Origin of the sequence: Methylocapsa sp. D3K7, assembly GCF_029855125.1 — a bacterium.
Lineage (GTDB): Bacteria > Pseudomonadota > Alphaproteobacteria > Rhizobiales > Beijerinckiaceae > Methylocapsa.
The window spans coordinates 1,882,149-1,896,216 of record NZ_CP123229.1 but is presented as its reverse complement, the minus strand read 5'-3'; the positions used below and the strand labels follow the sequence as shown (position 1 = coordinate 1,896,216).

9 protein-coding genes are annotated in these 14,068 nt (G+C 59.9%); 4 read left to right on the top strand and 5 right to left on the bottom strand.

Translation table 11 applies throughout. The features are described from left to right. Positions 1-39: 39 nt before the first annotated feature. Positions 40-1,389, bottom strand: a complete 1,350-nt coding sequence (gene glmM / locus QEV83_RS08620; RefSeq protein WP_280130787.1) for a phosphoglucosamine mutase — start codon at positions 1,387-1,389, stop codon at positions 40-42. A 169-nt stretch (positions 1,390-1,558) separates the two neighbouring features. On the opposite strand from glmM, the gene QEV83_RS08615 reads away from it, so the two are divergent. The 4 genes from QEV83_RS08615 to ftsH all read left to right on the top strand — a co-directional run bounded on the left by QEV83_RS08615 (position 1,559) and on the right by ftsH (position 6,445). Continuing rightward, positions 1,559-1,945: a hypothetical protein gene (locus tag QEV83_RS08615; RefSeq protein WP_280130786.1), complete on the top strand. Its 387-nt coding sequence runs from the start codon at positions 1,559-1,561 to the stop codon at positions 1,943-1,945. A 178-nt stretch (positions 1,946-2,123) separates the two neighbouring features. After that, entirely contained in the window at positions 2,124-3,257 is a 1,134-nt protein-coding gene (ybgF, locus tag QEV83_RS08610; protein ID WP_280130785.1) for a tol-pal system protein YbgF, read from the top strand. A 12-nt stretch (positions 3,258-3,269) separates the two neighbouring features. After that, on the top strand, positions 3,270-4,400 hold the full coding sequence (gene tilS / locus QEV83_RS08605) for a tRNA lysidine(34) synthetase TilS (protein WP_280130784.1): 1,131 nt from the start codon (positions 3,270-3,272) through the stop codon (positions 4,398-4,400). A gap of 116 nt (positions 4,401-4,516) precedes the next feature. After that, on the top strand, positions 4,517-6,445 hold the full coding sequence (gene ftsH, locus QEV83_RS08600) for an ATP-dependent zinc metalloprotease FtsH (RefSeq protein ID WP_280130783.1): 1,929 nt from the start codon (positions 4,517-4,519) through the stop codon (positions 6,443-6,445). A gap of 303 nt (positions 6,446-6,748) precedes the next feature. Here ftsH and pal read toward each other — a convergent pair whose 3' ends face one another. From pal to topA, 4 genes are all read right to left on the bottom strand, one after another. Next, entirely contained in the window at positions 6,749-7,252 is a 504-nt protein-coding gene (pal, locus tag QEV83_RS08595; RefSeq protein ID WP_280130782.1) for a peptidoglycan-associated lipoprotein Pal, read from the bottom strand. A gap of 427 nt (positions 7,253-7,679) precedes the next feature. Next, positions 7,680-8,051 (bottom strand): DUF983 domain-containing protein, encoded by a 372-nt coding sequence (locus QEV83_RS08590; protein ID WP_280130781.1) that lies wholly within the window; start codon positions 8,049-8,051, stop codon positions 7,680-7,682. A 597-nt stretch (positions 8,052-8,648) separates the two neighbouring features. Further along, a complete protein-coding gene (gene rnr, locus QEV83_RS08585; RefSeq protein ID WP_280131006.1) occupies positions 8,649-10,943 on the bottom strand; it encodes a ribonuclease R in 2,295 nt (764 codons plus the stop codon). An 83-nt stretch (positions 10,944-11,026) separates the two neighbouring features. Then, positions 11,027-13,894, bottom strand: a complete 2,868-nt coding sequence (gene topA / locus QEV83_RS08580; RefSeq protein ID WP_280130780.1) for a type I DNA topoisomerase — start codon at positions 13,892-13,894, stop codon at positions 11,027-11,029. Between the last annotated feature and the right edge of the window lie 174 nt (positions 13,895-14,068).

The window sequence follows — 14,068 nt, the reverse complement described above, 5'->3', positions numbered from 1 at the left end:
ATCGAAAAAGTCGCGCAACTTTTTCGGAACATGAGAGCCTTACGCGGCCTGCGCCGAGGCCGAAAGCGCCGCGCAGACGTCATCAACGATTTGCTCGACTAGATCGCGGTTGTCACCTTCGCCCATGACGCGGATGAGCGGTTCCGTGCCTGACGCCCGGACGACGAGGCGGCCGTTTTTGCCGAGTTTCTCACGTCCATCCTCGATCACCCGGGTGACATGGGCGTCGGCGAGAGGCCGTTCGGCCTTCGATCGCACATTTTTTAAGATCTGAGGTACGGGTTCGAAGCAGCGGCACACAAGGCTGATCGGCTTGCCGCTCCGTTTTTTGATTGCCAAGATCTGCAAAGCCGCGACCAGGCCATCGCCGGTCGTGCCATGATCGAGAAGAATAATATGGCCGGATTGCTCGCCGCCGAGATTGAACCCATGTTCCCGCATATGTTCGAGGACATAGCGGTCGCCGACGGCGGTGCGCGCGAGGCTAAGTCCAATTCCTTCGAGATAGCGTTCGAGGCCGAGGTTCGACATCACTGTCGCGACGATGCCTGGCCGCGCCAAGCGCCCGTCGTCTTTCCAGCTCTGTGCGATCGCTGCCATCAGCTGGTCGCCATCGACGAGCCTTCCAGTTTCATCGACAACGATCAGCCGGTCGGCGTCGCCATCGAGCGCGATGCCAATATCGGCGCGCACTTCCCGGACTTTCTTGATGAGGGCCGCTGGCGCGGTGGATCCAACGTCCCGGTTGATATTGAAACCATCTGGTTCGACACCAATCGAAATGACTTCGGCACCCAATTCCCACAAGGCTTCTGGAGCAACCTTGTAGGCCGCGCCATTGGCGCAATCGACGACGATGCGTATGCCATCAAGCGAAAGGTTGCGCAAAAGCGTGCGTTTGGCGAATTCGATGTAACGGGCGCGGTCGCCCTCCACCCGCATGGCACGACCGAGATCGGCTGGCTTTGAGAGTTTGAGGGCGGATGGCTGGTCAAGCAACGCTTCGATCTTTGCTTCGACCGCATCGGACAGCTTGTATCCGTCCGGCCCAAACAGTTTGATGCCATTGTCCTCGTAAGGGTTGTGCGAGGCGGAAATCATGACACCGACATCAGCGCGCATCGAATGGGTCAGCATGGCGACGGCTGGCGTCGGCATCGGCCCGAGCAGCAACACATCGACCCCGACTGAGGTGAAGCCAGAGACGAGAGCGTTTTCGATCATATAGCCGGAGAGGCGAGTGTCCTTGCCAATCACGGCGCGATGGCGGTGCTCGCCGCGTTGAAAAACGATGCCTGTCGCTTGGGCGACTTTCATCGCAAGTTCGGGCGTGATCGCGGCATTGGCAAGCCCCCGTATACCGTCGGTTCCAAATCGTTTCTGTGCCATCGACGCCTCAGCTCCAAACGCTGTTTCTCAAGAGGTTATGACAGGCACCGCGAATTCTGCTAAGAAACCGGGCTCTCAGCGAGGCATTGCTGTTCGCGGACCTATTTAAATTCCAAGTGAACTCTAATTTCCAAGAGAAAATTTTCTATTGAAATTCAGGGAGTGAATTATGACAGGATTGGGAAAACTTATGGCGGGATTGGGAAAACGGCAAACGGCAGTATTCGCGCTGGGAATATTCATTGCCCTCCCCTTCGGAGCACCTGATACAGCGTCGGCGGCTCCGCGGCATGCCGGCCGCCACTATGCGGGGCATCATCATGGCTGGCACGGAGGCCGGGCATATGGCTACTACGGTGGCGGCTACGGTTATGGAGGCGGTGCTGGCGCGGCCGCTGCCGCCGGTATCGTCGGGGGGCTCGTCGCGGGAGCCGTGGCCGCGGGTGCCGCCGCCGGAGCGCAACCTTACTATGGCGGTCCAAATTGCTGGGTCGAGAATCGCAGCGCTTGGAATGGCTACCAATGGGTTGTACAGCCGGTTCAGGTTTGTCCCTGATGTGATTGTCTCGCGGCTTGCACCGAGGTAGCATGAGGGCAAGATTGCTCATTTCAACGGCCGCTCAAGCAGTCCAAAATTGCGCATGGCGAGTCAAATTCTTCATATTTTGCACGAATTTTTGGTAGCTTGATTGATACCGCTGATTTGGCGGCTCGCGATTTTCAGGTTCTCGCTCATGATCGTCGGAAAGAAGTCGGCTTTGTGCGGGTTGCCGCGAATTTCGGTGATGGCCATCCTTGCTGGGGTGGCGTGCATCGTGGGCGCGCCGCTAAGACTTGGCGTCGTGGAGATCGCCGTTGCGCAAGGCTATGGGCGGCCGCCGGGAGATATTGGGGAGCCGGGCGATGCCCCTTTCGCCGGAGAGCCGTCCGATGGCGCGCAACTCCTCGTCCGGATTGGGCGCCTTGAAAGCCAGATGCGGCAGATCACCGGCCAGCTTGAACAAATGCAGTTCGAGAATCGCAGGCTCGAAGAGCAACTCAAGAAATTTCAAGAGGATGTCGACTTCCGCTTCCACGACAGTGCGCCAGCGGCCCCGGCCGCCAAGCCTCCGCAGAAGCGCAGCGAGGCCCCGGAAGCCCAGCCCTTTGCAGATGACGTGCTCGGGGCGCCTGGCGCCTCCGCGCCATCGCGACCGGCCGGCCGGGGGGATGCATTCGATCCATCACAAAATCCTGCCGCGCCGGGGGCCCCGCGTCCCCTGGGCAGCCCGGCATCGGCGTCGAGGCCGGCCGCAAGCAGCATGCGGCGCGACGAGACCGCGGCATCCGACACGGAACAAAATGATCCCGGCGCGCCCCTGGACCTCTCCAACGGGCGGTCTCGCACGGCCGGACGAGTTGCGGCAGAGACTGCGGCCAAACCAGGCGCGCCGTCCACGGCTGTCGTCACAACCCCGGGTGGCACGGTGATCGCGGGAGCGCCCAATTCTGCCAGACTGGAGTTCGATACCGCTTTGGCTTTTCTCAAACAAAAGTCTTATGAAGACGCCGAAAAAGGTTTCACGGGGTTTTTGGAAAAGAACCCGAAAAACAAGCTGGCGTCCGACGCGGTGTATTATCTCGGCGAAAGCTACTATCTGCGCGGCCGACAGCGGGAGGCGGCGGAACAATATTTAAAATTATCGACCCATTATCCCGAGTCTCCCCGCGCTCCGGCGGCTCTTCTTCGCCTTGGTCAGTCCCTCAGCGCCCTCGGCGCAAAGGAGCAAGCCTGCGCGACCTACGGGGAAATCGACCGGAAATATCCCAATGCTCCGGCCATGGTCAAGGCTGGCGCCGAGCGGGAGGCCAAACGCGCGCAATGTTGAGGGCGCCCGCCGATGCAAACTGATCTCCTCGAACTGCATGGCGGGCGGGACAATTTGTCGAAAACCGCCAAGAAATTGCCGCGCGCCGCAAGCAACACAGTTTTTCCGGCGGCCAGTCTCGCGGCTGTGTTCAGGCCTTGGGAGCAAGCACGCGGAATCCTTCTCTGCGTTTCCGGCGGTCCGGATTCGGTCGCCTTGATGCTGCTCGCGGCGGAATGGGTGCGCGGCTGTGCCATGCCGCCACCGCTTTATGTAGCCACCGTAGATCATGGATTGCGGAACGAGTCGCGCGGTGAGGCCGAAAAGGTTGCAAGCTGGGCCGCTGCGCTGGGCTTGCCGCATGCAATTCTCAACTGGGAGGGAACAAAGCCGGAATCCAGGCTCCAGGAACGCGCGCGCGAGGCCCGCTACAGCCTTCTGGCACAATATGCGGGCCGGGTTGGCGCTTGCCATATCATGACTGCACATCATGCGGACGATCAAGCTGAAACGATTTTGTTCCGGCTGCTGCGGGGAAGTGGAATTTCAGGATTGGCCGGGATGCAAAGTTCAAGCGAGAGAAATAGCATTATCCTTGCTCGTCCATTATTGAAATTTACCAAGGCAGAGCTTCTGGCCGTGTGTGAGTCGAAGGCGCACCCCTTCGTCTGCGATCCGACGAACCACGATCTGACTTTTGCCCGGACAAGGCTGCGCCACTTGAACGGATTTTTCGCCGAAAAAGGGCTCGACCGGAAAGCCTTGATCCGGCTTGGGCGGCGCGCCGCGAGGGCCGACGCTGCGCTCACCCAGCGGACCTTGGCGGTCACAGCAGCGCTCGAAGCGAGGCGGGAACTGGGTGTTTTCCGCGCGGATATTTCGTCACTCGCCGGCGAGCCCGAGGAGATTATCTTACGGTTTCTTGCCGATGAACTAAAATTGATAAACGGCGGCAAACCTATCCGTTTGGATCGTCTCGAATCTTTGGCGCATGGCGTCCATCGGTCGCTGCGGAGCGGCGTCCCTCTAAGGGCAACCTTGGGAGGAGCGGTGCTCCGGCTGTACAGCGGCGGCTCTTTTGTCATCCGCCGCGAAGCGCTAAGGCGCCGCGCAACTGAAAACCTACCCGTGCGAGGGGGAGCCGGGTGCGACCTAAAATGCTAGACTCCCTTGGCAATTGAAGAAACGCGGCTTACATTGGACGATGCCCATCTCTTAGCGGGCGTTGGCTTAACCGGTTCCGGCCTTTGCGGCTGGACCGATGTGTGGCGGGAACGAAGATGAATCCGAATTTCCGGAATTTTGCGCTTTGGGTAATCATTATCCTGCTTGTCGTCGCGCTCGTTATGCTGTTCCAAAATCCTGGACAGCGGGTTCCGTCTCAGGATATTGCCTTCAGCCAGCTTCTTAATGAAGTTGACCAGGGTCACGTCCGCGAGGTGACGATCGCCGGCAATGAGATTACCGGGCATTTCACCGACAATCGGGCCTTCGCCACCTATTCTCCAAATGACCCGTCGCTGGTCCAAAGTCTCTATAAAAAGAATGTTTCGATCACCGCCAAGCCGCCGACGGAAAACACCAATTGGCTCATGACGCTGCTTGTCAATGGGTTGCCCCTGATCGCGATCATTGGCGTCTGGATCTTTTTGTCGAGGCAAATGCAGGGGGCGGGCGGCAAGGCCATGGGCTTTGGCAAGTCCAAGGCGAAACTCCTAACGGAGGCGCATGGGCGGGTGACATTCGAGGATGTCGCCGGTGTCGATGAGGCCAAGGAAGATCTCCAGGAGATTGTCGAGTTCCTGCGGGATCCGCAGCGCTTCCAAAAGCTTGGCGGGCGGATTCCGCGCGGTGTCTTGCTCGTTGGCCCGCCCGGTACCGGCAAGACCTTGCTTGCGCGTGCCATCGCCGGCGAAGCCAACGTCCCCTTCTTCACGATTTCCGGCTCGGATTTTGTGGAGATGTTCGTTGGCGTCGGCGCCAGCCGTGTCCGAGACATGTTCGAACAGGCCAAGAAGAATTCGCCTTGCATCATTTTCATCGATGAAATCGACGCCGTCGGCCGGCATCGCGGTGCTGGGCTTGGCGGCGGCAATGACGAGCGCGAACAGACCTTGAACCAACTCCTCGTCGAGATGGACGGCTTCGAAGCCAATGAAAGCATCATCCTGATCGCAGCGACCAATCGCCCCGATGTGCTTGATCCCGCGTTGCTGCGTCCCGGCCGTTTCGACCGCCAGATTGTCGTGTCGAACCCCGACATCGTCGGTCGCGAGCGTATTCTCAAGGTGCATGTCCGCAAGGTTCCGCTCGCCCCGGACGTCGAGTTGAAGACGGTGGCGCGCGGCACACCGGGTTTTTCCGGTGCCGACCTGATGAATCTCGTCAATGAGGCTGCGTTGCTTGCGGCAAGGCGCGGCAAGCGGGTCGTCACCATGTCCGAGTTCGAGGATTCGAAAGACAAGATCATGATGGGCGCCGAGCGGCGTACCATGGTCATGACCGAACAGGAGAAAATGCTGACCGCTTATCATGAGGGCGGCCATGCGATTGTCGCTCTCAATGTCGTCGCCACCGATCCGGTGCATAAGGCGACGATCATCCCTCGCGGCAGGGCGCTGGGCATGGTCATGCAGCTTCCTGAACGCGACAAGCTTTCGATGAGCTACGAGCAGATGACCTCGCGGCTTGCCATCTGCATGGGCGGCCGGGTTTCGGAAGAGATCGTCTTCGGCAAGGAGAAGATCACCTCCGGTGCCCAATCCGACATCGAGCAAGCGACAAATCTCGCCCGCGCGATGGTGACCCGCTGGGGGTTCTCCGACGAACTCGGCACGGTCATGTATGGAGATAACCAGCAGGAGGTTTTCCTCGGCTATTCGATGGGGCGCCAGCAAACCATCTCCGAGGCGACCGCTCAGAAGATCGACGCTGAAGTGCGCCGCTTGGTCGAGGCAGGTCTCGCCGAAGCAACGAAAATCATTACCGAGAAGCGCACGGATCTTGAGACTCTCGCCAAGGGCCTCCTCGAATATGAGACGCTGACCGGCGAAGAGATCGTCGGGCTCTTGAAGGGACAACCGCCGGTGCGCGATGCCGGCAATGATGCCGAACCGCCCTTGCGCGGCTCCCCGGTTCCGACGACCGGTGTCGTCCGGCCGAAACCGGGTCCCGAGGCTGGCGGGTTGGAGCCGCAGCCGCAGGCCTAGTACGGCGCGGTATTTAGACCGCCCAGGGGAGAGATCAAATGGCTGCCTTTCACAAAGAAGGCAGCCATTTTTCGTGTGGCGGCCTCCTGGAACATGCGCCGGATCTTAAAATCTCCCCTGAAGCTTGTCGCGGCCGCGATTGGCAAAGCAGGAACTAAATATTCCCGGCTATACCATTGGCCTAGGCGGGAAGCACAAAGAAAAACCGGCGCTTCACAAAGAAGGCGCCGGCGCCGGATTGGGATCGTTTCGATCGTCCGGACCTATCGGCGGCAGGGGAGGAACCGCTCGCCGAAATCTTCGTTAGGACTGGCCGCCGGTCAGCACGGTGACCGCGCGGCGGTTTTGTGACCAGCAGGAATTTTCATTGCAGCTTGCGACGGGACGCTCCTTGCCATAGCTGATGGTCCGAATTTTCGCGGCGGGAATGCCGCGGGCGACGAGGTAATCCTTAGTGGTTTCCGCCCGGCGCGCTCCAAGCGCGAAATTATACTCGCGGGTGCCTCGCTCGTCGGCGTTTCCTTCGATGGTCACATTGTACCGGCCATATTGTTGCAACCAGCTTGCCTGCTTGGCGAGGGTCGCCTGCGCAGTTTGGCTCAAGTCGCTGGAATCGCTCTCGAAAAACACTCTATCACCGACATTGACGGCAAAATCCTGGGGACTTCCGGGCGCTGCGGGACCGCCGTTCAGGCCGGCGAGCGCGGCACCATTTTCGGCCGGGTTCTTGGCGCAGGCGGAGATCGCAAGGGCGGCGCCCAGCGCGGCCGCGAATTTCCATTCGACGGTCCGATGGAGAAAGCTCATCCCACACTCCTTCTGTAATCGCGGGGCAGGCCTTAAGCCCTACCTGCCTTTGGTTAAAGGAATGTTCCATCAACCTTGATCCGAGCTAACCAGAAAGCGTTGCAATTAAGCAATCGAGGTTAAGGTTAACCGATTCTTCATGGCGAGAATACGGCTGAGATCGAGTTACACACCACAATCGTAAGGGATTATTCCGTGCGGCGGCAAAACGCAGGGGGTTGGCGGGGAAGGGAGCGCGGATCACGCTCCCGGGACTGAAGGCGGTTCCGGCGCCGTTGCGTGAACCGCCGCTGCTTGTCTCATACCGCAGGTCTTTGACCTAGCTTTTTTTTGCAAAACAAAATGCTTCAAATTGAAGCGCCCTGTTCTGTCTATCCCTTTGATTTTTTTCTTGATTTTATCAAGAACAGCTGAATGGTTCCGGCGATTAAGCGGCGCGCGGCGGCGCTGGGCGAGGCCCGGGTTCAACAGGGGCTTCGCCAAAGCCATGCATGCGCAAGGCCCACTGATAGGCAATGAGTCCACCCTTCATTGCCGGCAAAAGCCAAAGCGACAGGATGAGCGCCAGTGTCGGCCAAATCATCGCATGCAACCAAATTGGCGCGTCGGGCCAGAATTCTTCAGCCAGCAACATCAGGGTCCCAACAATATGGCCGACGATGAGGATCGTCAGATAAGGAGGGGCATCGTCGGCCCGCTGGTGGAAAAATTCCTCGGAGCAATGCGGGCAGGTATTGTTAACCTTGAGATAGGCATGAAATATGCGGCCGGTGACGCAGTTGGGACAGAGACCGCGCAATCCTCTGCCGATTGAATTCCATACGTCCCGTTTATTCTGTACGGTTTTTGGGATTTCTCTCACTCCTGCCACGGTCCTATCCGCCCTCAGTCTCGATCAAACTCAGTCCGCAACCATAGGGACGGGTTGGGAAAATATTATTGGAAAACTCCAACAGCCGCACCCGGCCCTCCTTTTGGAAAACTGAAGCCTTGCAACATCAGCTTCCCTCAGTCCGACCGGATGGACAATCTTTGGAAGCTCAGATCTTATCTGAACCTGCCGTCAAAGCTAATATGTTTAGCTTATTCCGGTAGCACGAGACTTGACGATGATTTACCTGCATTTTTTTGGTCAGTCGGATTTTCCTCTGACGGCATGTTGCAAGCCCCTAACGACAACGCCATAACGGCGAGCAGCGAAGCCAAAACGCGGCGCATCGATACCTCCCTTGATTGTTGTCGAACGAACGACGTCTTGTCCGTCCAGGGGAAATATATACTTCAAGCTGCGACGCCGGCAAGACGGAGGACGTTCGCTTCTGGCCGGAATTTCTGCCTCGTTGGGCTTATTTCTGAGCGGTGTCCCTAGCCTTTTCTCGACTTAGGCGAACCCACTTCACCGCTTCGATGCCTTCGCTCTCGATGGCAGAGTGTCGGAGACTCCAAGCTTTCCGCGGCGCGCCGAGCGTTGGCCTTTAGCCGCCTTTGACCTCGTGTGGCGCGGAGTGCTTTCTTTCAGCAGTTCAAAGCGCAGCGCACCAGCGAGTGGCGCAGCCTCCACCAGTCGCACGGTCACGACATCGCCTAGGCGGTGCATTTGCCCAGTGCGCGAGCCGATCAGCGCATGGCGGGCCGCATCATGCCGGAAATAATCGTCGCCGAGCATGGCGGCCGGGATAAAGCCATCGGCGCCGGTCCCATCGAGTTTGACGAACAGCCCGGCGCTAGAGGCTCCCGAAATGCGGCCTTCGAATGTGGCTCCGATCTGATCTGCAAGATGGGCAGCGATCAGCCGGTCGGAGGTCTCGCGTTCGGCCGCCATGGCACGCCGTTCGGCGGCGGAAATCGCCGCCGCGATTTCGGCGAGTTCCTTGTTGGCGCTCACCGGCAAACCATCCGGCCCGAGATTTAGGGCGAGGATCAAGGCGCGATGGACGATGAGATCCGCATAACGGCGGATCGGCGAGGTGAAATGCGCATAGCGGCGCAGGTTGAGACCGAAATGGCCGTAATTGTCGACGGCATACTCTGCTTGCGCCTGAGTCCGCAGCACCACTTCATTGACGAGATGCTCGTTGTCCGTGCCTTTGACGCGGCCGAGGATGCCGTTGAATTGCGCGGCCCGGAGAACTTGCCCCTTGTTGAATTTGAGCCCGATTGAGGCCAGAAATTCCGCAAGGTTGTTGATCTTTTCGATCGATGGCTCGTCATGCACCCGGTAGATGAACGCCTGCTGTTTCGCTTCAAGCGTTTCGGCGGCGGCGACATTCGCGAGGATCATGAACTCCTCGATGAGGCGATGCGAATCGAGCCTTGGCGGCGTCACAACGGCCTTCACGGCGCCTTTGTCGTCCAGCAAAATTTTGCGTTCGGGGAGGTCGAGATCGAGCGGTCCGCGTTTGTCCCGCGCGGTTTTAAGGGCGGCATAGGCCTCATAAAGCGGAACGAGGACAGACATAAGGCTTTCGGTGGCCGCGCCGGGTGCCGCATCGATCAAAGTCTGCGCTTGCGTGTAGGAGAGTTTCGCCGCCGAGCGCATCATGACCCGATGGAACCCATGACTGAGTTTGTGGCCATCTGCGGCAATGATGAGCTTGGCGGCGAGCGCCGGACGGTCCTCGTTCGGGCGCAACGAACAAAGATCGTTGGAAATCCGTTCCGGCAGCATCGGCACGACGCGGTCGGGGAAATAGACCGAATTGCCTCGCTCCCGCGCCTCGCTGTCGAGTGCCCCGCCAGGGGTGACATAGGCGGCGACATCGGCGATTGCCACGCGCAGAATATATCCGCCGGGATTGGCGGGATCTGGATCGCGCTCGGCATGGACCGCGTCGTCGTGATCCTTGGCATCCGCTGGATCGATGGTCAGCAGTTGAATAGCGCGCCAATCCTCTCGATGCGCCATGCTGTCGGGGCGCGCCCGCTCCGCTTCGACAAGGGCATCGGGGCGGAAGACATGCGGAATACGGTGCGAATGAAGGGCGATGAGGCTGATCGCTTTTTCATTGTCGAGGGCGCCAAGCCGCTCCCGCACCTTTGCCGCTGGAAGCCCGAGGCGGCCGGTGCGCAAAATCTCGACGGAGACGAGATCGCCATCACCTGCTGCGCCTTCGTCACCGGGGCCAACGCTCAATTCGCCGCGATTGACGTTTTTCTTATCGATGGGCACGATGCGGCCGCCGCCGCCCATGCTGGCGCGAAAAATCCCCAGGAGCTGGGCTTTGGAACGCGGCAAAAGTTTTACGACACGCCCGGCATAGGTAGGCTCACCGGGCTCCGCGCCGGGCAACGGCTCCACCCGGATCAGGGCGCGGTCTCCAGGCGCCGGGGCGGGCGCTCCTGAGCGCGAGTTGGTTCTGGCTCGGATCGTGAGCAGGATTTTTGGCGCCGGCCCCTGCGCGATGTCCCATTCGGCGGGGGCGGCGAGAAGATCTCCGTCGCGGTCGCGGGCGGTCACATCGGCGAGAACGATGGCCGGAAGGAGACCTTGTTTGTGCAGAGTCTTGCGCCGGCGCTCGATGGCACCTTCGGACTCGAGATCTTTCAAGAGGCGCTTCAAGGCAATCTTGTCCGCGCCCCTGATGTTGAAGGCGCGGGCGATTTCGCGTTTGCCGATTTTTCCGTGTGCCTTGCCGCCCAAAGCCTCGCGCTCGCGGGCAATGAAGGCCAAGATGTCCGCCCGCGAGGGCAAAGCGGCACCCTCCGCCGCCGTTGCCGCTGGCGCGAGTCTGGCGCTCGATGGGCCGAGTTGTATGCCGCCCCTGGCGGTTTTTTTCACGCTTTGCTGGCCTTTTTCGATTTGGCCGCTGGCTTTGACAGCGCCATGGCGGAAGGCTTTGCCGCCACTGGCTTGGCGGCTCTCTTCGGGGCGCTGCGCTTGGGGGCTTCTCGTTTGGGCGCGGCACGTCCCTTTTTGGGCGTTCGCGGCCCCGCTCCGGCCTTGTCTTCGATCAAACGGATCGCCTCTTCGAGCGTGATCGTCTCGGAAGACATGCCCGATTTTAAGGTCGCGTTGATCTTCCCATGATTGACATAGGGACCGAAGCGGCCGCTCCTTACGCTGATAATCCCGCCGTCGGGATGCTCGCCAAGTGGGCGGCCCTGCGAAGACCCCGATGCGCCGCCTTGGCCGCTGGCTTTCGCGGCCAACAGTGCGACGGCATCATCCAGCGTCAATGTCGTGGGGTCGGCATCGCTCGGCAGGGTCGCATTGATCTTGCCGTGGTTGACATAGGGTCCATAGCGCCCGGCCTTGACGACGACCTTGCCGCCGGCTGGGTGTTCGCCGAGTTCGCGCGACGGCGCACTGGCGCTGTCGCCAAACCGGCGCCCGCTCAAGCCGCTTTCCTTGGCGCAGATGAGATCGATTGCCCGGTTGCCACCCAGGGCCAAAATATCCTCGTCCTTGCCGATGTTCGCATAGGTCTTGCCGTGCTGAACATAAGGGCCGAAACGGCCGATCCCGGCGAGGATCGGCTCCTTGGTCTCGGGATGTTTGGCAATCTCGCGCGGCAGCGACAGCAGGCCAATCGCTTGTTCGAGGGTGATATCGCTGACATCAATGGATTTTGGCACCGAGACCCGCTTCGGCTTTTCACCGTCGCCCTGCTGCACATAATTGCCGAACCGGCCATCGCGCAGGGAAATCTCGTCGCCTGTCACAGGATCATTGCCAAGAACCCGAACACCTGGTCGCTCGCCGTTGGCACTGGCTTCCGCGTTGGTGTCGGCCAGAGTGCGGGTAAATTTGCACTCGGGATAATTCGAGCAGCCGATGAACGCGCCGAATTTTCCGAGTTTTAGGGAGAGCTGACCAGCCCCGCAGGAGGGGCAGGCACGTGGATTGGAGCCGTCTTCCTTAGCAGGGAAAATATGCGGACCGAGCAGCTCGTTCAAACTGTCGAGGACTTCCGTGGTGCGCAAATCCTTGATGTCTGCAAGCGCGCCGGAGAAATCCGACCAAAAATCGCGCAGCACCTGCTTCCAGTCGAGTTCATGGTTCGATACGAGGTCAAGTTGCTCTTCGAGGCCGGCGGTGAAATCATAGCCGACGTAACGGGCAAAAAAGCTCTCCAGAAATGCCGTGACGAGGCGGCCCTTGTCTTCCGGGATGAGGCGCTTCTTGTCGAGCCTGACATAGTCGCGTTCGCGAAGAACCGCGAGAGTCGAGGCGTAAGTGGAAGGACGGCCAATGCCGAGCTCCTCCATACGTTTGACGAGGGTCGCCTCGGTAAAGCGGGGCGGCGGCTCGGTAAAATGCTGGTCCGCTTCGATCTTATCCTTGTTAAGGGCTTCGCCCTTGTGCATTTCGGGCAGACGGCCGCTTTCTTCATCGTCTTCGTCATCGCGGCCTTCCTGATAGAGTTTCAGAAATCCATCGAAGCGGATGACTTGGCCGGTCGCGCGGAGATCGAGCTTCCGCTCGCCCGCCTGCGCCAAAATATCGACAGTCGTGCGTTCGAGTTCGGCCGATTCCATTTGGCTGGCGATGGTGCGCGTCCAAATGAGATCATAGAGCCGCCGCTGATCTGGATCGAGGCTCGCCGCGACATGTTTTGGCAGGCGGGCGAGGTCAGTCGGGCGAATCGCTTCATGCGCTTCTTGGGCGTTCTTCGCCTTCACGGTATATTTGCGTGGCACTTTCGGCACATATTTGGCGCCGAATTCCTTGCCGATGACGCTGCGCGCGCTGCTGATCGCCTCGGGGGCGAGATCGACGCCGTCGGTGCGCATATAGGTGATGAGACCGACCGTCTCGCCGCCGATTTCCGCGCCCTCATAGAGCCGCTGGGCAAGTTGCATGGTGCGGGCGGGCGCGAAGCCCAGCTTGCGCGATGCTTCCTGTTGCAGGGTCGAGGTGGTGAACGGCGGCGACGGATGCCGTTTCGCGGGCCGCGCCTCAACGCTGGCCACCGAGAATTTTGCGGCTTCGAGAGCCGCTTTGAACGCTTCCGCTTCGGCCCCCGAGCCAATGTCGAGACGGCTGATGCGGGCACCATCGGCCCCCGTCAGTCTTGCGATAAAGGGCGCCCCCGCGGATGTTTTGAGATGCGCGGCGATCGACCAATATTCGCGCGAGACGAATTTTTCGATCTCAAGCTCACGGTCGCAGACGAGGCGCAGGGCGACGGACTGCACCCGCCCGGCAGAACGGGCGCCCGGCAGCTTGCGCCACAGTACCGGGGAGAGGTTGAAGCCCACGAGGTAATCGAGCGCGCGGCGGGCCAGATAAGCGTCGACGAGGGCGGCATCGATATCCCGGGGGTTCTTCATCGCCTCAAGGATCGCGGCTTTGGTGATCGCGTTGAAAACGACCCTCTGGACCGGTTTCGCGCCAAGGACTTTTTTCGTTTTCAGATATTCTAGGACATGCCAGGAAATCGCTTCGCCCTCCCGGTCCGGGTCGGTCGCCAGGATAATCCCGTCCGAGTCCTTGACCGCCTTGGCGATTTCCGCCAGCCGTTTGGAGGATTTGGAATCGACATCCCAAAGCATGGCAAAATCATCGTCGGGATCGACGGAGCCATCCTTCGCCGGCAGATCGCGGACATGGCCATAGGAAGCGTAAACTTCATAACCCTTGCCGAGATATTTGGTGATCGTCTTGGCCTTCGCCGGCGATTCGACGATGACGACATTCATGCAAAACCCTCGTTTTCAATGTCTGTAACGCGTGCTGGCCGCGAGACTTCGGGACCAAATGGCAGCGCTCACGTCCGCCAGCCTTAAGCCGAAGCTTGGCCTATATCGATGATGGGAGGATGAGGGAGCGCGCTCCCATAGTCAAATAGGGACGCCGGGACCGAAACAATAGGG

Bases quoted from the DNA above. Each gene is read 5' to 3' on its own strand.
- glmM (WP_280130787.1), bottom strand. From the start codon at position 1,389: ATGGCACAGAAACGATTTGGAACCGACGGTATACGGGGGCTTGCCAAT.
- QEV83_RS08615 (WP_280130786.1), top strand. From the start codon at position 1,559: ATGACAGGATTGGGAAAACTTATGGCGGGATTGGGAAAACGGCAAACG.
- ybgF (WP_280130785.1), top strand. From the start codon at position 2,124: ATGATCGTCGGAAAGAAGTCGGCTTTGTGCGGGTTGCCGCGAATTTCG.
- tilS (WP_280130784.1), top strand. From the start codon at position 3,270: ATGCAAACTGATCTCCTCGAACTGCATGGCGGGCGGGACAATTTGTCG.
- ftsH (WP_280130783.1), top strand. From the start codon at position 4,517: ATGAATCCGAATTTCCGGAATTTTGCGCTTTGGGTAATCATTATCCTG.
- pal (WP_280130782.1), bottom strand. From the start codon at position 7,252: ATGAGCTTTCTCCATCGGACCGTCGAATGGAAATTCGCGGCCGCGCTG.
- topA (WP_280130780.1), bottom strand. From the start codon at position 13,894: ATGAATGTCGTCATCGTCGAATCGCCGGCGAAGGCCAAGACGATCACC.